At 75.0% G+C, this 22,568-nt stretch carries 21 protein-coding genes and 1 tRNA gene; 11 read left to right on the top strand and 11 right to left on the bottom strand.

The features are described from left to right. The first annotated feature begins 120 nt into the window (after positions 1-120). Both ACL02T_RS02900 and ACL02T_RS02905 read left to right on the top strand, forming a co-directional pair. Entirely contained in the window at positions 121-966 is an 846-nt protein-coding gene (locus ACL02T_RS02900; RefSeq protein WP_412829048.1) for a SigB/SigF/SigG family RNA polymerase sigma factor, read from the top strand. Next, positions 963-2,024, top strand: coding sequence for an NAD-dependent epimerase/dehydratase family protein (locus ACL02T_RS02905; protein ID WP_412829049.1), 1,062 nt, complete (start codon positions 963-965; stop codon positions 2,022-2,024). The genes ACL02T_RS02900 and ACL02T_RS02905 overlap by 4 nt, the downstream gene beginning before the upstream one ends. Here ACL02T_RS02905 and ACL02T_RS02910 read toward each other — a convergent pair. Genes ACL02T_RS02910 through ACL02T_RS02920 form a run of 3 tightly spaced genes read right to left on the bottom strand, consistent with a single transcriptional unit; the run spans position 1,993 to position 5,629 of the window. After that, complete coding sequence (locus ACL02T_RS02910; protein WP_412829050.1) at positions 1,993-4,104, bottom strand: xanthine dehydrogenase family protein molybdopterin-binding subunit; 2,112 nt, start codon at positions 4,102-4,104, stop codon at positions 1,993-1,995. The two genes, ACL02T_RS02905 and ACL02T_RS02910, sit on opposite strands and share 32 nt — an antisense overlap. After that, entirely contained in the window at positions 4,101-5,108 is a 1,008-nt protein-coding gene (locus ACL02T_RS02915) for an FAD binding domain-containing protein (RefSeq protein ID WP_412829051.1), read from the bottom strand. The genes ACL02T_RS02910 and ACL02T_RS02915 overlap by 4 nt, the downstream gene beginning before the upstream one ends. Beyond that, positions 5,105-5,629 (bottom strand): 2Fe-2S iron-sulfur cluster-binding protein, encoded by a 525-nt coding sequence (locus ACL02T_RS02920; protein WP_412829052.1) that lies wholly within the window; start codon positions 5,627-5,629, stop codon positions 5,105-5,107. The genes ACL02T_RS02915 and ACL02T_RS02920 overlap by 4 nt, the downstream gene beginning before the upstream one ends. Before the next feature lie 79 nt (positions 5,630-5,708). Between ACL02T_RS02920 and ACL02T_RS02925 the strand changes: the two genes are divergently transcribed. Continuing rightward, a complete protein-coding gene (locus tag ACL02T_RS02925; protein ID WP_412829053.1) occupies positions 5,709-7,079 on the top strand; it encodes an NAD-dependent succinate-semialdehyde dehydrogenase in 1,371 nt (456 codons plus the stop codon). A 124-nt stretch (positions 7,080-7,203) separates the two neighbouring features. On the opposite strand, the gene ACL02T_RS02930 is transcribed toward ACL02T_RS02925, so the two are convergent. The 3 genes from ACL02T_RS02930 to ACL02T_RS02940 form a co-directional block, all read right to left on the bottom strand. Then, positions 7,204-7,338, bottom strand: a complete 135-nt coding sequence (locus ACL02T_RS02930) for a hypothetical protein (protein ID WP_412829054.1) — start codon at positions 7,336-7,338, stop codon at positions 7,204-7,206. Then, complete coding sequence (locus ACL02T_RS02935) at positions 7,335-7,835, bottom strand: NAD(P)-dependent oxidoreductase (protein ID WP_412829055.1); 501 nt, start codon at positions 7,833-7,835, stop codon at positions 7,335-7,337. The genes ACL02T_RS02930 and ACL02T_RS02935 overlap by 4 nt, the downstream gene beginning before the upstream one ends. 141 nt (positions 7,836-7,976) lie before the next feature. Further along, positions 7,977-8,231: a hypothetical protein gene (locus ACL02T_RS02940; protein ID WP_412829056.1), complete on the bottom strand. Its 255-nt coding sequence runs from the start codon at positions 8,229-8,231 to the stop codon at positions 7,977-7,979. A 188-nt stretch (positions 8,232-8,419) separates the two neighbouring features. On the opposite strand from ACL02T_RS02940, the gene ACL02T_RS02945 reads away from it, so the two are divergent. The 6 genes from ACL02T_RS02945 (at position 8,420) to ACL02T_RS02970 (ending at position 12,446) form a co-directional block, all read left to right on the top strand. Continuing rightward, positions 8,420-8,575: a hypothetical protein gene (locus ACL02T_RS02945; protein WP_412829057.1), complete on the top strand. Its 156-nt coding sequence runs from the start codon at positions 8,420-8,422 to the stop codon at positions 8,573-8,575. A 216-nt stretch (positions 8,576-8,791) separates the two neighbouring features. Continuing rightward, a complete protein-coding gene (locus ACL02T_RS02950; RefSeq protein ID WP_412829058.1) occupies positions 8,792-9,139 on the top strand; it encodes a DUF8129 domain-containing protein in 348 nt (115 codons plus the stop codon). Next, positions 9,136-10,758, top strand: a complete 1,623-nt coding sequence (locus tag ACL02T_RS02955) for a phytoene desaturase family protein (protein WP_412829059.1) — start codon at positions 9,136-9,138, stop codon at positions 10,756-10,758. The genes ACL02T_RS02950 and ACL02T_RS02955 overlap by 4 nt, the downstream gene beginning before the upstream one ends. 42 nt (positions 10,759-10,800) lie before the next feature. Beyond that, positions 10,801-11,334 (top strand): DUF1360 domain-containing protein, encoded by a 534-nt coding sequence (locus tag ACL02T_RS02960; RefSeq protein WP_412829060.1) that lies wholly within the window; start codon positions 10,801-10,803, stop codon positions 11,332-11,334. Positions 11,335-11,587: 253 nt separating this feature from the next. Further along, positions 11,588-11,965 carry a phage holin family protein gene (locus tag ACL02T_RS02965; RefSeq protein WP_412829061.1) on the top strand — a complete coding sequence of 126 codons (378 nt, stop codon included), beginning with the start codon at positions 11,588-11,590 and terminating at the stop codon, positions 11,963-11,965. A 49-nt stretch (positions 11,966-12,014) separates the two neighbouring features. Then, on the top strand, positions 12,015-12,446 hold the full coding sequence (locus tag ACL02T_RS02970; RefSeq protein WP_412829062.1) for an SRPBCC family protein: 432 nt from the start codon (positions 12,015-12,017) through the stop codon (positions 12,444-12,446). A 101-nt stretch (positions 12,447-12,547) separates the two neighbouring features. Here ACL02T_RS02970 and ACL02T_RS02975 read toward each other — a convergent pair whose 3' ends face one another. Continuing rightward, positions 12,548-13,327, bottom strand: a complete 780-nt coding sequence (locus ACL02T_RS02975) for an isocitrate lyase/PEP mutase family protein (protein WP_412829063.1) — start codon at positions 13,325-13,327, stop codon at positions 12,548-12,550. A gap of 467 nt (positions 13,328-13,794) precedes the next feature. After that, positions 13,795-17,229 (bottom strand): ATP-binding protein, encoded by a 3,435-nt coding sequence (locus tag ACL02T_RS02980; protein ID WP_412829064.1) that lies wholly within the window; start codon positions 17,227-17,229, stop codon positions 13,795-13,797. A gap of 149 nt (positions 17,230-17,378) precedes the next feature. On the opposite strand from ACL02T_RS02980, the gene ACL02T_RS02985 reads away from it, so the two are divergent. Continuing rightward, positions 17,379-18,500 (top strand): class I SAM-dependent methyltransferase, encoded by a 1,122-nt coding sequence (locus ACL02T_RS02985; protein WP_412829065.1) that lies wholly within the window; start codon positions 17,379-17,381, stop codon positions 18,498-18,500. A gap of 281 nt (positions 18,501-18,781) precedes the next feature. Further along, positions 18,782-19,225 carry a PPC domain-containing DNA-binding protein gene (locus tag ACL02T_RS02990; protein WP_412829066.1) on the top strand — a complete coding sequence of 148 codons (444 nt, stop codon included), beginning with the start codon at positions 18,782-18,784 and terminating at the stop codon, positions 19,223-19,225. A gap of 158 nt (positions 19,226-19,383) precedes the next feature. On the opposite strand, the gene ACL02T_RS02995 is transcribed toward ACL02T_RS02990, so the two are convergent. The 3 genes from ACL02T_RS02995 to ACL02T_RS03005 form a co-directional block, all read right to left on the bottom strand. After that, entirely contained in the window at positions 19,384-20,499 is a 1,116-nt protein-coding gene (locus ACL02T_RS02995; RefSeq protein WP_412829067.1) for an HNH endonuclease, read from the bottom strand. A 328-nt stretch (positions 20,500-20,827) separates the two neighbouring features. Next, positions 20,828-21,892: a DUF6416 domain-containing protein gene (locus tag ACL02T_RS03000; RefSeq protein ID WP_412829068.1), complete on the bottom strand. Its 1,065-nt coding sequence runs from the start codon at positions 21,890-21,892 to the stop codon at positions 20,828-20,830. A gap of 571 nt (positions 21,893-22,463) precedes the next feature. Then, positions 22,464-22,540 (bottom strand) — tRNA-Leu (locus ACL02T_RS03005). Positions 22,541-22,568 lie beyond the last annotated feature (28 nt).

Here is a 22,568-nt window from a genome sequence, read left to right on the forward strand (position 1 = left end):
CGGTCGGGGGACGACCGATGCAGGACCGACGAACGGGCGGCCCCCCGGACCGACCCCGGGCGCCGCTCGACCGAGGTACAGCCAGCTGCCTCTGACGTCCCCCGACGTGGAGGAGGCTCCATGACCGCCGTGCCGGACCCCCCGCCGGCCGTCGCGCAGCCCGCCGGTACCGGGAACCCCCAGGGCCCGAGCGAGTACGCCGACCAGATGCCCGTCCTGCAGCGCTTCGCCGCGCTGCCGGCCGACCACCCGGACCGCGACCGGCTGCGGTCCGAGCTCGTCCTGGCCTTCCTGCCGGTGGTGCGCCACCTCGCACAGCGGCACGGCTCCGGCTACCGCGCCGGCATCGAGGACCTGGTCCAGGTGGGCACGATCGGGTTGATCTCGGCCGTCGACCGCTGGGATCCCGAGCGCGCCGGGGACGACTTCCTCGGCTACCTCATCCCGTGCGTGCGCGGCGAGATGCTGCGCTACTTCCGCGACCGCACCTGGTCGGTGCGGGTGCCGCGGCGGCTGAAGGAGCTCAGCGTGGCCATCGGGAAGGCCTCCGGACCGCTGTCGCACACCCTCGGCCGCGCGCCCCGGCCCAGCGAGCTGGCCCGGCACCTGGGCGTGGACCGCGAGGAGATCCTCGAGGCACTGGCGGCCAAGGCGAACCAGCACGCGGGGTCGCTCACCGCCGTCGAGGACGCGGACGACCAGCCGGTCGCCGACACCCTCGGCGAGGTCGACAAGGCGCTCGAGCACGTCGAGTACCGGGAGTCGCTGCGCCCCCTGATCGACGCGCTGCCCGAGCGCGAGCGGCTGATCCTCACCCTGCGCTTCTTCGGCGACATGACCCAGACGCAGATAGCCCAGCGCGTCGGCATCTCGCAGATGCACGTCTCCCGGCTGCTGTCGCGGACGCTCGCCCAGCTGCGGAGGGGCCTCGACGGCGAGGCGGGGCGGAGCAGCGCGTCCGCATGACCGGGGTCCCGCGCACGGTCGTGGTCGTCGGTGCCTCCGGCACCGTCGGCTCGGGGCTGCTCGCGGCGCTCGCCGAACGCCCCGGCGTCGCCGTCCGCGCGGTGTGCCGGCACCCACCCGCGAACGGCTCCACGCCCGGCCGGGCCACCTGGCACGCCCTGGACCTGCTGGCCGACGACGCCGCCGACCGGCTCGCGGAGCTCCTGGAGGGCGCCGCCGCCGTCGTCCACCTGGCGTGGGCCATCCAGCCCGTCGGGGACTCCTCGACCCCGCGCAGCACGGACCTTGACGGCACCGCCGCGGTGCTCGACGCGGCGGACCGCGCCGACGTGGGCCACCTCGTGTTCCTGTCCTCGCAGGCCGTCTACGGTCCGCACGCGCCCGGCGAGCCGGAGCGCCCCGTCGACGAGTCGTGGCCGGTGCGGGCGCATCCGGACTCCGCGTACAGCCGGGACAAGGTCGCCGCGGAGGCCATGCTGGACGGGTTCGCGGACGACCACCCCGGAGTCGCGGTGACCCGGATCCGGGCGGCACTGGTGATCCGCGCGGACGCCGCGGCCCGGATGCGGCGGCTGTTCCTCGGTCCGGCCGTGCCCTCGGTGCTGCTGCGGGCGCTGCGGGCGGGCCGCGTCCCGCTGCTGCCGTTGCCGGCCGGGCTCGTCCTGCAGCTGGTCCACGCCGACGACCTGGGCCGGGCCGTCGCCGCCGCGCTCGACCGGCGCGCCGGCGGCACCTTCAACGTGGCCGCCGACGCGCTCGGTGCCCGCGGGCTCGCGCGGGTCGCCGGCGCGCGGCCGCTGCCGGTGCCCCGGTCGCTGGTGCGGGCCGTGCTCGGCCTGGCGAACCGGCTGGGCGTCCTCGGCGCGACGACGGGCTGGTTCGACCTGGCCGTCGACACCCCCGTGATCGACACCGGCCGGGCCCGCCGCGAGCTGGGCTGGACGCCCGTGGTGGACACGGCCCGCGCCGCCCGGATCCTGCTCGACGCGCTCGCCGAGACGGATCCGGACGGCGGGTCGCAGCCGGTCAGCGCCCCGGCAGCACCCGGTCGAGGGTGACGGGCAGGTCCCGCACCCGGACCCCGGTGGCGTGCCAGGCGGCGTTGGCCACCGCCGCGGCCGTCCCGACGATCCCGATCTCGCCGATGCCCTTCGACCCCATGGCGTTGACGTGGGGGTCGTCCTCGTCGAGCCAGTGCGCCTGCAGGTCGGCCACGTCGGCGTTGGCCGGCACGTGGTACTCGGCCAGGTCGTGGTTGACGACGTGCCCGGTCCGCGGGTCGAGCAGGCTGTGCTCGTGCAGGGCCATGCCCAGCCCCATCGTCATCCCGCCGAGGAACTGCGAGCGGGCCGTGCGGGGGTTGATGATGCGCCCCGCCGCGAACACCCCGTGGAGCCGGGGCACCCGGACCTCGCCCGTGTCGGCGTGCACGCGGACCTCGGCGAACTGCGCCCCGAACGCCGACATCGTGAAGTCGTCCTCCGCGGCGTTCGGGTTCACCGACCCCGACGCCTCGTCGCCGTCGTGCGGCCGGTCGCCGTACTTGTCCCGGAACTCCCGGACCGCCTCGACCAGCGCCGACCCCCAGGTCGTGGTGCCCGAGGAGCCGCCCGCGACCGTGGCCTCGGGGTAGTCGGTGTCACCGATCAGCACGTCGACGTCCTCCACCGGGACGCCGAGCGCATCGGCGGCGATCTGGGGCAGCACGGTCCACGCGCCGGTGCCCAGGTCGGCGGCGCCGATCCGGGCGACGTACCGGCCGCCGCCGTAGGTCACCGAGGCGGTGGACTTCGGCATGCGTATGGTCGGGTAGATCGAGGCCGCGACACCGGTGCCGACCCACCACCCGTCCTCGAGGCGCACGCCCGGGCGGTGGTCGCGGCCCGCCCAGCCGAACCGCTCCGCGCCCTCCCGCAGGCAGGCGAGGAGGTTGCGGGAGGAGAACGGCTTGCCGGTCTCCGGGTCGACCTCCGGCTCGTTGCGGATCCGCAGCTCGATCGGGTCGAGGCCCAGCTCGGCGGCGAGCTCGTCCATCGCGACCTCGGGCCCGAACATCCCCGGGCACTCACCGGGCGCGCGCATCCACGACGGGACCGGGACGTCGAGCGCCGCGAGCCGGTGCGTGGTCCGCCGGTTCGGGGCGGCGTACATGTTCCGGGTCGGCACGCCGGTCTGCTCGGCGAACTCCTTGATCCGCGAGGTCTGCTCGACGACGTCGATCGCGATGCCGCGCAACGTCCCGTCCCGCTCGGCGGCGAGCTGCATGCGCTGGATCGTGGGCGTGCGGTAGCCGGCCAGCGAGAACATCTGCTGACGGGTCAGGGCCAGCCGCACCGCACGGCCGGGCACCGCGCGGGCCGCCATCGCGGCCATGACCACGTTCGGGTGCGGGTTGCCCTTGGAGCCGAAGCCCCCGCCCACGTAGGGGCACACCACCCGCACCTGCCCGGGCTCGAGCCCGAAGACCTGCGTGATCGTCTGCCGGACGGGGTGCACGCCCTGGGTGGAGTCCCACAAGGTGAGGTGGCCGTCCTGCGCCGACTCCCCGTGGCCCGCCTCCCAGAGGGCGGTGGTCGCGTGCGGCTCCATGGGGTTGTTGTGCAGCATCGGCGTCGTGTACGTCTGCTCGAGGGTCACCGGCGCCTCGGCCATCGCCGCCGCCATGTCCCCGTCGTGGGTGTCCGGGGGGTAGGTCGGGTTGACCGACTCGGGGGTGTAGAGGTCGGCGCGGTCGGGGGAGAGCTGCGCGTCGGTCTCCTCGGCGTCGTACTCGACCCGCACGAGGTCGGCGGCCTCCCGGGCGACCTCGTCGGTCTCGGCGAGCACGGCGGCCACGATCTGGCCGCGGAACCCCACGTCCTCGCCCTGCAGGACGGCGAGCTCGGCGTCGTCGGTCGAAGCCAGGCGCTCGGCGTCGGCGCTGGTCAGCACCACGACGACGCCGTCGGTGGTGGCGGCCTCGGTGGTGTCGACCGACCGGACGCGTCCGCGGGCGATCGTGGCCTGCACGATCCGGCAGTACACGGGGTCGGGCACGGGTGTCTCGTCGGCGTACACGGCGGTGCCGCGCACCTTCGCCCCGCCGTCGCGGCGGGCGAGGTCGCGTCCGATCGCCCGCGGTTCCAGGGTCGCGGTCATGCCCGGTCCTCCTCTCGGCCCAGCTCGCGCAGGGTGCTGACCAGCGTCCCGGTGAGCAGGGGGATCTTGAACGCGTTGCCGCCGTCGAAGCCCTCCTGCGGGCGGGCGTCGGCCAGTTCGGCCTCCGCGGCGGCGCGGTAGGACTCGTCGGTGGCGGGGGCGCCGCGCAGCGCCTGCTCGGCCCGGTGTGCACGCCACGGCTTGTGCGCGACCCCGCCGAACGCGATCCGGGCGTCGCGGATCTCGCCGTCCGCGACGTCGAGGCACGCGGCCACCGACACCAGCGCGAAGGCGTAGGACGCCCGGTCGCGGACCTTCCGGTACCGGGAGCGGGTGGCGATCGGCGCGTCCGGGACGTCGATCGCGGTGATCAGCTCGCCGTGCTCGAGCACGGTGTCCCGCTCGGGGGTGTCCCCGGGCAGGGTGTGCAGGTCGGCGAAGGGGATCGTGCGCTCACCCTCCGGCCCCAGCACCTGCACCCGGGCGTCGAGCGCGGCCAGCGCCACCGCCATGTCCGACGGGTGCGTGGCGATGCACTGCTCCGACGCACCGAGGAGCGCGTGCTGGCGCGTGGCACCGCCGATCGCGGAGCACCCCGAGCCCGGCTCGCGCTTGTTGCACGGGGTCGTGACGTCCTGGAAGTACGCGCAGCGGGTGCGCTGCAGCGGGTTCCCGCCGGTCGTGGCCATGTTGCGCAGCTGCCCGGAGGCACCGGCGAGGAGGGCCTCGGCGAGCACGGGGTAGCGCCGACGCACCCGCGGGTCGGCCGCCAGGTCGGAGTTGCGCACGGCCGCGCCGATCCGCAGGATCCCGTCCGGCAGCTCCTCGATCTCGGCCGAGGTCAGGCCGGTGACGTCGACGAGCAGGCCCGGCCGGGCGACGTCGAGGCGCAGGTGGTCGACCAGGTTGGTGCCGCCGCCGAGGAACGCGGCGTCGGGCCGCTCGGCGACGGCGAGGACGGCCTCGCGGGCGTCGGGGGGCGTGGCGTAGGCGAAGGGCCTCATCGACGGACCTCCTGCGCGACCGCGGCCCGGATGCCCTTGTAGGCACCGCACCGGCAGAGGTTGCCGCTCATCCGCTCCGCGATCTCCCGGTCGAGGGAGTCCGGGTCGGCGAGGTCGGGGCCGTCGGTGAGGGCGGCGGTGACGGAGCTCGGCCAGCCACGCTCGAGCTCGTCGAGCACGCCGACCGCCGAGCACGCCTGGCCCGGCGTGCAGTAGCCGCACTGGAAGGCGTCGTGCTCGACGAACGCGCGGTGCACGGGATGGTCCTCGTCGGGTCCGGGGGCCAGCCCGGCCGCCGTGGTCACCTCGGCTCCCTCGTGCGCGACGGCGAGGGCGAGGCAGCCGAGGATCCGCCGGCCGTCGACGAGCACGGTGCACGCGCCGCACTGGCCGTGGTCGCAGCCCTTCTTCGGGCTCGTGGCGCCGAGCCGCTGCCGCAGCGCGTCGAGCAGCGAGGTCCGGGTGTCGACGCGGAGGTGGTGGGTGGCGCCGTCGACCCGCAGGGTCAGTTCGGTTTCCATCCCCGTGGCCTTCCCGGCGGAGGGCGTATCTACCCCGCGGACCGGGCATGATCCTGCGCCGACGCGGTACCCGGCCGACATGGCCATCGCGACGATCGACCCCAGCACCGGCGAACAGCGCACGACCTTCGACGCGCTCACCGACGAGCAGCTCGACGCGAAGCTCAGGGCCTCGGAGACCGCGTTCCGGCACTGGCGGGACACGCCGCTCGACCGCCGGGCGACGCTGTTCCACGACCTGGCCGCGCTGCTCGACGACGAGGCCGAGGAGCTCGGCCGGATCGCGACGCAGGAGGTCGGCAAGACCTACACCTCGGCCGTGGCGGAGGTGCACAAGTGTGCCAAGGGCTGCCGCTACTACGCGGACAACGCCGAGGCCATGCTCGCCGACCTCCCGCACGAGGTCGAGGGTGCGCGCGTGCTCACCCGGTACGAGCCGCTCGGGCCCGTCCTCGCCGTCATGCCCTGGAACTTCCCGTACTGGCAGGTGTTCCGGTTCGCCGTGCCGGCACTGGTGGCAGGCAACACCGGGCTGCTCAAGCACGCCTCGAACGTGCCGCAGTGCGCGCTCGCCATCGAGGACGCCTTCGTGCGCGCCGGGTTCCCGGAGAAGGTGTTCCAGACGCTGCTGATCGGGTCCTCGGAGATCGAGAAGGTCATCTCCGACGACCGGGTCCGTGCCGTCACCCTCACCGGCAGCGAGGCCGCCGGCCGGCAGGTGGCCGCCGCGGCCGGCGCGCAGATCAAGACCAGCGTGCTCGAGCTGGGCGGCAGCGACCCGTTCGTCGTCATGCCGTCCGCGGACCTGGACACCGCCGTCCGCAACGCCGTGTCCTCGCGCACCCTGAACAACGGCCAGTCCTGCATCAACGCCAAGCGGTTCATCGTGCACACCGACGTCGCCGACGAGTTCACCCGGAGGCTCGGGGAGGCGATGGCGGCCCTGACCGTCGGCGACCCGATGGACCCCGACACCGACATCGGGCCGCTGTCCTCCGGCGACGCCGTGAAGACCCTGGACCAGCAGGTGCGCGACACCGTGGCAGCCGGGGCCACGCTCGTCACCGGCGGGGAGCCCGGCAGCGGGCCCGGCTTCTACTACCCGCCGACCGTGCTGGCCGACATCCCCGACGGCTCGCCCGCGCACCGGGAGGAGCTGTTCGGTCCGGTCGCGAGCGTGTGGCGCGCACAGGACCTCGACGACGCGATCCGCATCGCCAACGACTCGACCTTCGGCCTCGGCGGCAGCGTGTGGACCGCCGACCGGGACGAGCAGCAACGGCTCGTCCGCGAGATCGAGACCGGGATGATCTACGTCAACCGGTTCACGGAGTCGACGCCGGAGGTCCCCTTCGGCGGGACCAAGAACTCCGGCTACGGCCGGGAGCTGGCGGGGTTCGGCCCGCGCACCTTCGTCAACGCCAAGACCGTGTGGATCGAGGGCGACTGAGCGGAGCGGCCTCCGAACAACGCACTGTGGAACCATGATGCGCGCACGAGCCGCCAGATCGCGCACCATGGAACCACGGTGCGCCCGCGCGCCGGGAACCCGCATCATGGTCCCGTAGTGCGGGTCAGTCACCGGGCGCGGCGACGACGTAGTCCTCCGGCGGCGGGTCGCCGGCCAGATGGGCGTCGAGGATCTCCCGCACGCCCTGGGCGATCCGCCGTTGCGCCTCGATGGTCATCCCCGAGTAGTGGATGGTCATGGCGTTCGCGGCATGGTGCGCCACGGGTGGTCCCCGGGCGCGGGCCGGGGATACCAGACGTCGCCCGCGTAGCCGCCCAACCGGCCGGACCCGACCGCGTCGCGCAGGGCGTCCGTGTCCACGACGGCCCCGCGCGCGGTGTTCACCAGCCAGGCGCCCGGCTTCATCTGCCCGATCCGGTCGGCGTCGAACAGGGCGGTGCTGCCCTGCTGCAGCGGCAGGGCCGCGCAGATCACGTCCGACTCGCGGACGAGGTCGTCCAACCGCGCGTAGCGGACCCCGAGGATCTCCTCCTCCGCCGGGCTGCGGCGGTGCCGGGCGAAGTACAGCATCCGCACGTCGAACCCTTTGAGCCGCAGGGCGGTGCGGGCACCGATCGCCCTCAGGCCCACGATCCCGACGGTCTTGCCCTCCAGGTCGTGGGCCTCCTGGCTCGCGTCGGCGACGTCCCACCGACCGGCGGCGACCTGCTCGTGCGCGGGCACGAAGTTGCGCACCAGCGCGAGGATCTGCAGGACGTTTGTGCTCGGCCACGCTGACGACGTTGCTGCCGGTCACCTCGGTGACGGTGATCCCGTGCCCGGTCGCGGCGTCGGTCTCGACGTGGTCGGACCCCACGCCGGCGGTGATCACCAGCTTCAGCTCCTTCGCCGCCTCGATCCGCGCGCGGTCGAGGTAGCGGGCCTGAAGGGAGTGGTGATCAGCACCTCCGCGTCGGCGAGCTCCGCGTCGAGCGCCTCGCCGGTCTCGGTGGTGGTGACCGGCTCGTGGCCGGCCTCCCGCAACCGGTCACCCAGGTCGAGCCCGCCCGCGGCGCCGGCCAGGAGGTCGGGGTGCTGTTCGGGGTGCTCCTCGGGGTGCTCCTCGGGGTACGGGACGGCGACGACCTGCACGGGGACCTCCGGTGGAGTGGTGCCGGGGTGGAGTGGTGCCGGGCTCGCGGCGCGGCTACCCGGCCCGGGAGCCGGCACACCCGGCGGACCGTCGCCGGATCGTGACCTCCGAGCGCATGTTTGATCATCCGTTCGGGTACAAGCGATCACCACGGGCACACGCGGTGCCCACCGTCGAAGGAGACACCGTGATCATCCTCGGACTCGTCCTGCTCCTGATCGGCTTCCTCACCGGACTGTCCCTGCTGTACTACATCGGCGCGATCCTGGTGATCCTGGGCGTGATCTTCCTGATCCTCGGGCGGACGGGCCGCCCCGTCGGCGGCAGGAAGGTCTGGTTCTAGACCAGCTCCCCCCGGGTGTGGGCCGGGTCCCGGCGCCGGGACCCGGCCTTCCGTGTGTCCGCCGGGCCGAGACCAGGCGGAGGCCCAGGTCGGCACCGAGGGCGGCGTACCGGACCCCCTCGACGACCGCGGCCGCCCGACGGTCCGGGCCGGAGACGGTACGGACGGGGCGGCGACGGCGTGCATGGCCGGCGCGATGCGCGGTACCCGCCCGCCATGACCGACCGGACAGAGCTGCCGATCCCCGACTACGACCACGTGCCCGAGGGCAGCCTCGTGCACCGCATCCGGACCCTCGACGAGCAGGGGCTGAACACCGTGCTCGAGTACGAGCGCGACCACGCCGGCCGCCCGTCCGTGCTCGAGGCGCTGACGCACCGCCGGGATGCACTGGCGCGCGGCGAGGCCGAGCCCTCCGGGGGCGACCCCGCCGCCGCGCAGCCCGAGGTGCCGCCCACCCCGGAGACCGGCGCGGCCGACCCGGTCGACCAGGTGGGCACCAACCAGCCGTTGCGCCACGGGGTGGCCGGCCAGACGCCCGACCGGAACCCCCGTACACGGTGAGCGACCCGGCGGTCGACGCCGTCGTCGTCGGCGGTGGGCACCACGGGCTGGTGGCCGCCGCCGTGCTCGCCGACGCGGGGTGGGACGTCTGCCTGCTCGAGGCGACCGACCACCTGGGTGGGGCGGTGCGCTCCGCCGAGCTGCACCCCGGCTTCGTCACCGACCTGTTCAGCGCCTTCTACCCGCTCTCGCGGGCCTCCCCGGTGCTGCGGTCGCTCGACCTCGAGCGGCACGGCCTGCGCTGGTCCGAGGCTCCCGCGGTGCTGGCCCACCCGCTCGGTGAGGACGGCTCCGAGGCCGCGCTGCTGTGCCGGGACCGCGAGGACACCGCCGCACGGCTCGAGTCGCAGCACCCCGGCGACGGCGGTGCGTGGCTCGACCTGTGCCGGCGCTGGGACGTGCTGCAGGAGCCGTTCCTGCGGACGCTGTTCACGACGTTCCCGCCCGTCCGCGGGCCCGCCCGGCTGCTGCGGCGCATCGGCACCGCCGAGGCGTTGCGGCTGGCCCGGTTCCTGCTGCTCCCGGCGAAGCGGATGGGGGAGGAGCTGTTCGGCGGGGAGGGCGCCCGGCTGCTGCTCGCCGGCAACGCCGTGCACGCCGACATCCCGACGACCTCGCCGGTCAGCGGGGCCTACGGCTGGCTGCTCGCGATGCTCGGCCAGCACCACGGCTTCCCGGTGCCCGCCGGGGGCTCAAGCGGGCTGGCGGCGGCGCTCGCCCGCCGTGCGGAGGCGGCCGGGGCACGGCTGCTCACGGGGGAGCGGGTCGAGCGGATCACCGTCTCCGGCGGCCGCGTCCGTGCGGTGCACACCGCCGCGGGCACCACCGTGCGGGTGCGGCGGGCGGTGGTCGCCGACGTCGCCGCGCCCACCTTGTACCGGGACCTCCTGCCGGCCGACGCCGTACCCGCCCGGGTGCACCGCGACCTCGACCGGTTCGCGTGGGACACCCCGGTGGTCAAGCTCGACTGGGCGCTCGACCGGCCGATCCCGTGGCGGGCCCCCGAGGTCGGCCTCGCCGGCACGGTGCACGTCGGGCAGGGCGAGAACGGGCTCGTGCGGTGGAGCGCCGACATCGAGTCCCGGCGGCTGCCCCGGTCGCCGTTCCTGCTCGTCGGGCAGATGACCACGGCGGACCCGACCCGGTCGCCCGCCGGCACGGAGAGCGCGTGGGCCTACACCCACCTCCCGCGGGGGATCGACGACGCGGACTCGGCCGACGAGCTGGCCCGCCGGGCGGAGGACGTGCTGGAGCGGTTCGCACCGGGGTTCGGGGCGACGGTCCGGCGCCGGACCGTGCAGCGGCCGTCGGACCTGCAGGACGCGGACCCGAACCTGGTGCACGGCACCATCAACGGGGGCACCGCCCAGCTCTTCCAGCAGCTGGTGTTCCGGCCGGTACCCGGGCTCGGCCGTCCCGAGACACCGATCGCCGGCCTGTACCTGGGCAGCTCGTCGGCGCACCCCGGCGGGGGCGTGCACGGCGCCTGCGGCTGGTTCGCGGCGCGTTCGGCCCTGCGGGCCCACGGGCCCGCGGGCCTGCTGCACCGCGCGGCGCGGACGGCCGCGATCGAGCTGCTGCAGCGCTCGGGCAGGGATGACGACCGCGTCAGCGGGTAGGCGCCTACCGACACCCCACGCACGGACGGAGCGGGAGGACGGATGGCGAGCACGGCACGGAAGGTCGCGGCCGTGGCCGACGACAGAGCACGGTCGGAGGCCGAGGCGTACCGGCAGGGGCAGGACCGCCCCCTCGGCGGGTACGTCGTGGTGATGGCGGTCTTCACCTCGGTGGTGACCGCCGTCGCCGGGATCGCGGCCGCGACCCGCCGGCCGCTGCCCCGGCTCTCGGTGAAGGAACTGGTGCTGCTCACCGTCGCCACGCACAAGCTCTCCCGCACGATCACCAAGGACGCCGTGACCAGCCCGCTGCGGGTCCCGTTCGCGACGTACGCGGGCACCGCCGGGCCGTCCGAGGTGATGGAGGAACCGCGGAAGGAGTCCTCGCTGCGGCACAGCTTCGGCGAGCTGCTCACCTGCCCCTTCTGCCTCGACCTCTGGATCGCCACCGGCTTCGCGATCGGACTGGTCTTCGCGCCGCGGGTGACCCGGCTCGTGACGGGGACCTTCACCGCCCTGGCCGGGGCGGACTTCCTGCAACTGGCCTACGCCGCGGCCCAGCGGGCCGCGGAGTGACGGCGGGCCGCGGAGTGACGGCGGGCCGCGGAGTGACGGCGGGCCGCGGAGTGACGGCGGGCCGCGGAGTGGCGGCGGGCCGCGGAGTGACGAGGGGCCGCGGAGTGACGGCGGGCCGCGGAGTGGCGGCGGGCCGCGGAGTGACGAGGGGCCCCGGAGTGACGACGGGTCACGGAACGACCACGGGCCACGGAACGACCACGGGCCACGGAACGACCACGGGCCACGGAACGACGACGGGACGGAGCCGACGATGACCGAGCCGAACACGCGGCGCGAGGAGCCGGTGCGCGCCCTGACCGAGGACGTGCGGGCGCTGGTGCGCAGCGAGGTCCGGGCGATGCGCGACGACCTGGTCGGCGAGCTGGGGCGGGCCCGCACCGCGAGCCTGCTGCTGGGCGGCGCGGGACTGCTCGGTCTCCTGGCCGCGGGATCCTCGGCCGCTCTCCTCATGCGCGCGCTCGACGGGGTCCTGCCGAGGACGGCCTCGGCGGCAGTGGTGACGGGCGTGTACGGCGGAGCTGCGGGCGGCCTCGCCGCCGCCGGCCTGGCACAGCTGCGCCGCGTCCGCGACGAGGTCGGGGACACGGTGGGCCGGGTCCGCGACGAGGTCTCCGGCGCCCAGCCCTGAGCTCCGTTCCGGCGCGCGGGGCCGCCCCCGGACCTGCACGATCGGGAGCGTGCGCACCACGATCGACGCCTCCGGTCCCGTGTCCGCCCCGGAGGCCTGGGACCGCTACGCCCGCCCCGAACGCCGGCCCGAGTGGGCGCCCTACCTGCTCGCTGTCGACGCCTCCGCGGATCGGCTGGTCCCCGGCATGACGGGCCGGGTGCGCGGGCCGCTGAGGCTCTCCGTGCCGTTCACGGTGACCGAGGTCCACGAACCGGGGGAGACGGGCCCGGGTGACGCACCCGCCGCCCGGCCCGGCACCGGATCCTGGGCCTGGGACGTGCGGTTCGGCCCGATCGGGCTGTCGCTCGACCACGGCGTCGAGCCGCGGGGGAGTGGCACCCGGACCTGGCTGACCGTCGACGGGCCCTGGCCGGTCCTCGCCCTCCTCCTGCCGCTCGCCCGGATCTCGCTGGAGATGCCGGTGCGGCGGAGCAGCTGAGTGGGGCTCAGCGGGGTCGACGGGTGGGTTGTCGGTGTCGCAGATGACGTAGGGCATGCCGCGGCGCCAGCACTGCCCAGGCGCGTTCGGCCGGCGCGGAATCAGTTGAGCCGGCGGGTGCCCTCGGGCAGCCCGCCGCCGGCGTAGACGTCCTCGGCCAGCGACGCCAGGGCGGTCAGGGCGACGTTCTGGCTCCACGGCCCGTACGAGACGCGCGCGACGCCCAGCTCCCGGGCCCGCGCGAGCGGGATCGAGCCCGGCACCCCGATCAGGTTGACCTTCCGCTCGCCCAGCGCCTCGACCAGCCGCCCGACCGTGGCCTCGTCGAGCGTGCCCGGCACGAAGAAGGACGCGGCGCCGGCGTCCAGGTAGGCGCGGCCGCGCTGGATCGCGTCCGCGAGGACCTCCTCCGGATCCCGGTCGCCCGCTCTGAGGAAGGCGTCCGTGCGGGCGTTGAGCACGAACGGGACGCCCGCCTTCTCGCCCGCGGCGACCGCCGCCTCCACCGCCTTCACCGAGTCCGGCAGCGGCTTCATCCCGTCCTCGAGGTTCGCGCCCACGACGCCCACGTCGATCGCGCGGGTGATGGTGCCGCCCGGGTCGCCGTAGCCGGCCTCGAGGTCGGCGGTCACCGGCAGGTCACCGGCGACGCGGGCGATCAGCCCGACCTCGGCGATCATCTCGTCGCGGGGGATGTTCTCACCGTCCTCGTAGCCGCGGGAGGCGGCGATGCCGTGGCTGGCGGTGGCCAGGGCCTTCGTTCCGGGCGTCCGTGCGACGACCTGGGCGGTGATCGCGTCCCACACGTTGACCACGAGCAGGAGCTCGGGCGCCTCGTGCAGCCGGCGCAGCTCGATGGCCTTCTCGACGACGGTGCTCATGATCGGACCGTAGCGAAGCCCGCGGCCACGCGCCGTGGACCGCACGGCGACCGGAGCGGGGCCCGGAGGACCGGGGCTCCGGCACCAGCGCGGCCACGCGCCCGTGGACCGCGGCGACCGGAGCGGGGTCCGGAGGACCGGGGCTCCGGCACCAAGGAGGGTCCGGCACCAAGGAGGGTCCGGCACCAAGGAGGGTCCGGCACCAAGGAGGGTCCGGACCCGGAGGATCGGTCCCGGACGCGAGTGGGCTCGGCCGGCGTGCCCTCCGGCCGAGCCCCGGCGGCACCGGGTCCGGAGCCGGGTCCTGACCGGATCCGAACGCCGGCCGGGTGTCCCCCCTCCCCGTGCCGCGGACCCGAGCCTGGCCCTGACCCTGGAACGGGTTCTAGGGACTTAAGTCCCGAGCGGGGTCACGGGGGCGGGTCGACCCTTCCGCGGCCCGGGCGAGGCGGCGTGCGCGTCGACGGTCACGGCGTCGGACTCGAAGCCCAGCCCCCGCGACCGACGACGCGGGCAGCCGGTTCGGCACCGCCGGGGCGCAGCGCGGCGTCGGTCGGGGCGTGTGCCGGCTCGCCGGTCAGCCGCAGGGCGAGCGCGAAGGCGGCCGCGTCGCCGAGCGCGGCACCCTCCGCGAGCGCGGCGTCGAGCCGGGCTCCCAGGGCGGAGCGGGCCGCCGCCTCCACCCGCCGCTCCCGGTCGAGGTCGGCGCCGAAGGCGCGCGTGGCGCGCGAGCTCGCCCGCAGGGCGCCGAGCAGGGTGGCGGCCTCGCCGTGTCGGCCCAGCCCGGACAGCGCCTCGACCAGCGCGCGCACCGCGACCCAGGTCTGGTTCCAGGACCCGGACCGGTGCCAGTGCTCGAGCAGCGGCCGCAGCTCCGCGAGCGACGCCCCGCCGTGCCGGACCGCCGAGGTGAGCAGGGTGTGCCGGGCGATCCCGGCGACGAACGCGGAGTCGGCCTCCTCGGCCAGCGCCACCGCGGCGCGCAGGTGGGCCGCCCCGACAGCGGGGTCGCCGCGCTCGGTCCGGTGCTCGCCCTGCGCGTATGCGGCCCAGGCCCGCACGGTCGGCGAGCCGGAGCGGGCCGCGACCTCCTCGATCTCGGCGATCTCGGCCTCCACCGCGGCCCGGCCCGTCGCGGTGCTGTCCGTCGGGGTGCTGCCGGTCGCGGTGCTGTCCGCGGCGGTGCTGACGGTCGCGACGCTGTCCACGGCGGCCCGGCCCGTCGCGGTGCTGTCCGTCGGGGTGCTGCCGGTCGCGGTGCTGTCCGCGGCGGTGCTGACGGTCGCGACGCTGTCGGCAGCGGTGCTGCCCGTCGAGGCGCTGTCCGTTGCGTTCCTGTCCGCCGCGGGGCTGTCCGCGGTGGTGCTGTCCGCCGCGGCCCGGCCCGTCGGGGTGCTGTCCGTCGGGGTGCTGCCGGTCGCGGTGCTGTCCGCGGCGGTGCTGCCCGTCGCGACGCTGTCGGCAGCGGTGCTGCCCGTCGAGGTGCTGCCCGTCGAGGCGCTGTCCGTTGCGTTCCTGTCCGCCGCGGGGCTGTCCACGAGGGGCTCGCCGTCGGAGCCGTCTGCCGTGTCGTCGTGGTCGGCGTAGGTCGTGCAGAACAGCCGGTCGACGAGGGCGGAGAGGAGCACCTCGTGGTCGCGGTCCCCGGTCGCCAGCAGTGCGGCCCGGGCCGCCTCGGCCGCCCTCCGGGCCTCATCGAGGCGGCCCTCGAAGGAGAGCAGGTTCGCCCGCAGCTCGTGACCGTAGGCGGGGAACCCGAGCGTGATCAGCGCGTCCGCGTGCGCGCCGGCGAGCTCGAGGTCCGCACGCTGCCAGCAGGCACCGGCCACGAAGTACAGGGTCCGGGCGCCGGTGGGGCTCAACCGGCGGGTGGCCACCCGTCGGTCGGCACCGACGATCCCGGCCGCCCGCAGCGCCTCCTCCGCCGGGTCGACCAGGTCGATCCGGCAGCGCAGGTAGCCGAGCTCGGCGAACAGTCCGGCGAGGCGGAGCAGGTCGTCCCGCGGCCCGTTCTCGACCAGCCACGCGTGGGCGCGGCGCAGGTCGGCCAGGTGGGCGTCGAAACGGCGGACCGCGTCCGGTTCCCCGGGGCCCCGCCGCGCCCGGCCCAGCTCCGTGGCGAGACCGGCGGCCCAGGTGGCGTGGCGGGCCCGCAGCCCCGGCCCCTCCGCCCGCTCGGCGAGCCGGCTCCGGCCGAAGGCGCGCAGCGTCTCCAGCATGGTGAACCGGGCGCCCCGACGGACCACGAGCGAGCGCTCCACGAGATCCGGCAGTGCGGCCGCGTCGCCGCACACGGCCGCGACGGCGTCCGGCTCGACCGGACCTGCGAACACCGCCATCCGGTCGAAGAGCGTGCGCTGCTCCTCGTCGAGCAGGCCGTAGGACCAGGCGACGACGTCGCGCAGCGAGCGGTGCCGGGCCGCGGCCGTGCGCCGGCCGCCGCGCAGCACGTCGAGCGGCCGGTCGAGCGCCTCCACCAGGCCGGCCAGGCCCAGCGGCAGGGCGCGGGCGGCGGCGAGCTCCAGGGCGAGGGGCAGCCCGTCGAGCCGGGCGCAGATCTCGGCGACCAGCGCCGCGTCGACCGGGGCGGAGGGATCGCCCGCGCGGATCCGGTCGACGAGCAGCCGCGCCGCGTCGAGCGGGCCGAGCGGGGCGACGGGCAGGCACTGCTCGGCGTCGATCCGCAGCGCCTCCCGCCCGGTGACCAGCACGTCCACCCCCGGTGCGCCCGCCACCACGGCCTCCGCCAGGGCGGCGGCCCGCTCCACGACGTGCTCGCAGTTGTCGAGGACCAGCAGCAGTCGTCGGGGCGCCAGCACCTCGACGATCCGGTCCCGCAGCCATCCGGGCTCGGCGTCGGTGATGCGCAGCTTCCCCGCCAGGGCGGGCTCGACGTCGTCCGGACCGCCGTCCCCGAGCTCCACGAGCAGGACGCCGTCCGGATAGTCCGGTCCGACGGCGGCGGCGACGTGGCGGGCGAGCCGGGTCTTGCCGACGCCGCCGGGTCCGGTGAGCGTGACGAGCCGGGAGCGCCCGAGCAGCTCGGCGGCGAGAGCGAGCTCCGGGCCGCGCCCGACGAACGAGTTGGCCGGCGGCGCCGCGGTGCTCGGCGGCGCGGGGGCGGGCATCGCCGGAGGGGCCGGCGGGTCCGGGGCAGGAGGAGGCGCGGGAGCGAGCTCCTGGCGCAGCACCCGGCCCTCGAGCTCGCGCAGCTCCGGCGACGGGTCCAGGCCCAGCTCCTCGGCCAGCCGGGTGCGCAGCGCGGTGTAGGCGTCCAGCGCCTCGGCCTGGCGGCCGGCGGCGACCAGCGCCCGCATCAGCACCCCGACGGCCCGCTCGCGCAGCGGCTCGGCGCGCACGAGGGGCTCGAGTGCGGCGACCGCGTCGGCGGCCCGGCCCACCTCCAGCAGCGCCCGCGCCCGCTCCTCGACCGCCTGCCGGCGCAGCTCGTCCAGCCGCGCCACCTCGGGGTCGACGGCCGGATGGTCGAGGTCGGCGAAGGGCCGCCCGCGCCACAGCGCCAGGGCGGCGTCGAGCACGGCGAGGCGGGCCCGCGGGTCGACCCCGTCGCCGGTGGGCCCGGCGAGGCTCCCGAGGAGGTCGGTGAACGCGGTCGCGTCGACCGCGGCCCGGTCGGCGCGCAGCCGGTAGCCCTGCGGGGTCGTCTCCACGGCGAGGCCGGTCGGCAGCAGCCGGCGCAGCCGGGCGACGTTCGTCTGCACGGCGCCCGCCGGGTCGGCCGGCGGGGTGGCCCCCCAGACCAGCTCGGCGAGCAGGTCCACGGGCACGGGCTCGTCGAGCCGCAGCGCGAGGGCGGACAGGAGGCGCCGCTGCCGCGCCGACCCGACCGCGACCGCTCCGTCGGCGAGGGCGAGCGGTCCGAGCACCCGGAGGACCGCCATCGCACCATCGTGGCGCATCCGGTGGCCAGGCGGGAGCGACTTCGGTCCCTTTCCGTCACCTCGGTCCGGCCGGTCCGCGCTGACAGCGGACCGACAGCCCGCCGACAGCGCGTCTTCCCATCCTCGGTGACCGAGGGAAGGGGAACACCATGACCGCCACCGACAGCACCGTCACCACTGGGACCACCGGGACCACCGACACCGGCGACGCCGTCGCGACCTTCGGCACCGAGTCGCTGACCGAGCGGCTCTTCGGCGCCGTGCTCGCCACTCTTGACCTGCACGCCGTCTATCTCGGCGACCGGCTCGGCTACTATCGCGCACTCGCCGCGGAGGGCACCGCGCTGACCCCCGGTGAGCTGGCCGAGCGCACCGGAACCGCCGAGCGCTACACCCGCGAGTGGTGCGAGCAGCAGGCCGTGACCGGGATCCTCGAGGCCGGCGACGAGCCCGACGACATCGCCCGCCGCTACGCGCTGCCCGAGGCGCACCGCGCCGCGCTGGTCGAGGTCCTGTCGTTGGACCACGTCGTCCCGCTCGCGCGGTTCGCGGTGGGGTGCGCCAAGCAGTCGGACCTGCTCGCGGAGGCCTTCCGCACCGGCGGCGGGGTGTCGTGGGCGCAGCACGGCACCGACGCGCGCGAGGGCCAGGCCGCGGCGAACCGGCCGATGTTCCTCGGGCCCCTCGGCCGCGAGTACCTCCCGTCGGTCCACGACGTCGACGCCACCCTGCGCGGCGGGGCCCGCGTCGCCGACGTCGGCTGCGGGCACGGCTGGTCGGCGATCGGGATCGCGCTGGCCTACCCGGAGGTGACGGTCGACGGGTTCGACCTGGACGAGCCCTCGATCGAGGCCGCCCGGCGCAACGCGGTCGAGGCGGGCATCGCCGACCGGGTCCGGTTCCACCATGCCGACGCCGGCTCCGCCGACGGCACCTACGACGTCGTGTTCGCCTTCGAGTGCATCCATGACCTGCCCGACCCGGTCGCGGTGCTGCGGGCGATGCACGGGCTCGGCGGCACCGTCGTGGTGATGGACGAGCGGGTGGCCGAGACCTTCACCGCGCCCGGCGACGAGATCGAGCGGCTCATGTACGGCTACAGCCTGGTGTGCTGCCTGGCCGACGGGATGGCCCACGAGCACTCCGTCGGCACGGGCACCGTGATGCGCCCGGACACCCTGCGCGGCTACGCCCGCGAGGCCGGCTTCGCCGACATCGAGATCCTGGGGATCGAGGACGACTTCTTCCGCTTCTACCGGCTCGTGCGCTGACGCCGGTCGCCGGACGCACCCGTCGGCCCGCCGGGAGGTTGACGCCTCGCGGCGCGGGTAGGCAGGGCTGGGCCCTCCGGCGGGCCCTGGACCGTCGGTCGCGCCGGCGGCCCTGGGCCGCCGATCGCCGGGCGACGACCGGGGCGGCCGACGCCGGAGACCCGGCGGATGGTCGCGGGGTGGAGATCTGCCGCAGGACGGCGTTGTCGGGGACCTCGGCGGCGGTCCGCGGCTGCCCCCGCTGCGCGGCGGAGGACCGGAACCCGAACGGAGGGGTGACGATGAAGGCACGGTTGCTGCACGGGGTCGACGGGCTGCGGACGTTCGCCGTGGTGATGGACAAGGGTGACGAGGCGGCCGCGGAACTGGTCGCCTTCGCGCGTCGGGAAGGGATCGACGGCGCCTCGCTCACCGCCGTGGGCGCGTGCCGGGAGGCGACGCTGGGGTACTTCGACCCCGAACAGATGGACTACCAGGACATCCCCGTGACCGAGCAGGCCGAGGTGCTGTCGCTCGTGGGCGACATCGCACGCCACGGCGACGAGCCCGCGGTGCACGCCCACGCCGTCCTCGGCCTACGCGGCGGCTCCACGGTCGGCGGTCACCTGCAGCGCGCCGTCGTCTGGCCCACCCTCGAGGTCGTCGTCACCGAGTCGCCCGCCCACCTGCGCAAGCAGGTCGACGAGGAGACCGGTCTCGCGCTGATCCGTCTCGAGGACGGCTGACCGCAGGCGGTGCCGCCGGGTGGGACCCGAACGCAACCGGGCGGGGGCGTGGGTGTCCCGGCGAGGACTCCGGGACGTCGACCAGTTCGAGCAGTGCCTCGCCGAGTGATGGACGACGGTGGTCGACGCCGCCAGCGGGTGCGTCGCCGGCGGCGCACCTACAGCGGTATCTCCCGCACCAGATTGTGGAAGGCGCATCTACCCGCTCCGTTGTCCAGTGTGGTGCGCCCGCCCTCCGACCAACGGTGCAGGTGGTCGAGGTGCTGAATGGGGGCGTCACAGTGAGGCGCGGTGCAGCGTCCGCGGTCCCGGGAGCGGATGACGTCGGCGAGGACGCCGGTGAAGGTGCGTCGTCGCGAGTCGGCGCCGATCACGACGCCGTCCTCGGTGATCAACCGCCGCCAGGTGCAGCGGCCGGGTTCGACGAGGAACTCGGCGGGGACGGGACCGAAGCCGGGCAGCTCGACCGGCAGCGGCCCGTCGGCGGCGACGAGGGTGTCGAGCGGGACCAGGACCTGTATCTCCACCGTGGCCATCGGCGCGGTGGGTGCGGTTCCGGTGAGTCGTTCGACGAGGGTGTCGGCCATGATCTGTGCGCGGGTGCGGGTGACCGGCTCGGGGGAGACCCAGTGCTCGGTGACGGACTTGCGCAGCGCGGCATAGCAGGCGACCCCCTGCTCGACCGGGAGGTAGGCCCGTAGCATCGCCATCCCGTCCTCGGCGGGACTGAGCGTGACGTGCCGGTCCCGACGGGCGGCCCGCGCGCGCTCGACGAACTTCTCCGGGGCGACTTCGGCGGCGATCGTGCGGGTCAGGTCCCCGACCCTGCGCAGGCCCAGCGAGCGCAGGTCATGTGTGGACAGTCGCCGGTCCACTTCGGAACGTTCGGATTCGTCGAGATGCTTGGCTGCCGTGACGATCGCGGCGACCTTGGGCTGGTCGAGCTCACCTGAGCTGTACAGCGTGCGGATGTGATCGAGCCCGGCGTGCAGGTCGCGACCGATGCGCAGCTGGGCCCGGGCCCGGGTCGGGGAGACCCGCAGGACGCGCCCAAGCCTGTCCACGACGGTCGCCTCGACCTGCTCCACGGTCACGTGCTCGGCGGCGATCTGCTCGAGCCGTGCCTCCACCTCGGCGCGGGCGAACGCGCGGATCGCCTCGGCGATCTCGGCGTCGATGCCGTTGCGCAGCGCGACGAGCTGCTCGATCCGTGCCGACTCGGCCTCAGCGGTCGAGACGGCCGTCTCGGCCGGCGATGCGAAGGCGGTGGACATGGAGGCCAGGGTAGTCGACCACCTGTTCGACTCCTGGGGTTCGTTGCGAGTGGGGGGCGAGCTGTCCACAGGGTGCGGCGACTGGTCGGCGCCGCCCGGACACCCGGCGAGGGTGCGCGGCCGGGGCGCAGTTCGTCCGCGCAGGATCGACCGCTCGTCCCCGGACGATCCTGCTGCCGCGTCAGTCGCCGACGAACACGTTCTCCCGACGCCAGTCCCGTTGCTCGGATCTCGCCGCTCGTGGTCGGCCCGGTCGCTCGGTCACGTCATGTGGGCGGCCTCCCGAGGGCGCCGGCCCGGAGCCGTGCGAACGAGGGCGTTCCCAAGATCAACGGCGGTGAAGTGGGTCCTGCGCATCGACGAGTGCGCGTGCCTTGCCGAACATCTCGGCCATGTCCGGCTCGAACCAGTAGACGGCGAGCTCCTGCTTGCCCGCCGGGTAGTCGTACTGCCACGGCCAGGCCCTGCCCCTCTGCTCGCTCAGTGGGCCGGGCTGTCCGAGAAGGCTTGTGAGGTTCTCGAGGGAGGCGGCAGCGCCGTCGAGGTCGACGAGCTCGTCCGCGGGGAATCGTCGGCCAGGATGGTCGATGAGGACGCCGAAGAGCTGTCGGCGGCGGTCGTCGAGCTGCTGCCAGAGGGCGACCGCGAGCTGATGGTCGGTCGCTCGCCACTCTGCGTTCGGTCGGCCCTCGAGCCACAGCGCGGTGAGGTCGCGAAGCCGGGCGGCCTTGTCGGCCGGAACGGTGAGGGTGACGTCGACCGTGTCGGGGCGATCGTCCGGCGGTGGCTCCGCCTTGCCCGCCGCCCAGACCACTCGGTCCAGGACGCCGAGGTCGAGGTCCAGCTCGGAAGCGACCGTCGTCAGAAGCATCCGGATCTCCTGGTCGGTTCCGCCGCCGACGAAAGTGCGGATCCGGCGGTCGACGGCGACGGCCTGCCCGCCCGCCAGTACGGCGACGTAGTCAGCGGTCTTCTCCCCGACGCCCTTCAGCGTCAGCAGCGTCGAACGACTGTCCGGGAGCAGACACCAGCTGCGGAGCTCGCTGACGGTCTGGACCTTCTCGGCCGCAAGGAGGTCGGCGAGGCGGAGAGCGCGGGCGAGCTTCTCGGGGTGCTTCCACTGGAGGACCTCGCCCGGTACCTCGGCAGAGACGCGGGCCCGGAAGAGGTCGACCGTGACGGCCTCCGGCCAGGCCGCCACGAGACGCGCGACCCGAGGCTTCACGACCGAGTCGAAGTCGATCGCGGCCTGCAACGCGGCGTCGGTGAGCAGCGCTCCCCTGTGGTCGTAGCGGGCTCCGCCGGCCTCGACGCCGGGGAAGGTCGGGAATCCGGGAAGACGCCGGACCCTGGCAGCCAACGCCTCGACCCGCTCGCGGTGAAGAAGATCCACATCAGGAGGACCTCCTGCGGTTCGCAGTGGTTGCCGGCCGAACGGATCAACCGGCAGTGTCCTCCATCGATCGCCGCGCTCACCGCTCGCGGGCACACCGCTCGACCGACACCCGTGAGCAGACCAGGCTCGCCGAGGTCGAGGGATGGATCCACGTGCCCACACAGGGCCCGGCGTCGCTCATCGGCTGAGGCCTCAAGGGGCGGTCCGCACCGGTGCTACCCGACCCACGCTCGGGGTTCACACGATCGTGGGGTGGCAGCAGTGCTGCGCAGTTGCCCGCGCGACGACAGACCGGAAGCACCCGACTGCGGCGGATCCCGATGATCTCCTCGTCGAGGTGCAGCCGACCGGAGCGCACGCCGCAGAGCCCGCCGCGGCGGATGCCGGTGGTCACGACGAGCCAGACGGTGCCGCGGGGGAGTGAGGTCGCGCAGCGGCACGTCGCCGAGCGCGGGCAGCAGGTGCGTGCGGCGACCGCCGGTCAGGCGTCGTTCGCGAGTCGGCGGAGATGCCAGTTGGACAGGACCGTGAGTCCTGATCACCGACCCGACGTCCTCGAAGGTCAGGGTGGTGCCCCCGGTCAGATTCGAACTGACACTGGACGGATTTTGAGTCCGCTGCCTCTGCCGGTTGGGCTACGGGGGCCGGCCGCCCCGACTGTGTTCTCGCTCGC

Source organism: Pseudonocardia oceanicola, assembly GCF_047200735.1.
GTDB lineage: Bacteria > Actinomycetota > Actinomycetes > Mycobacteriales > Pseudonocardiaceae > Pseudonocardia.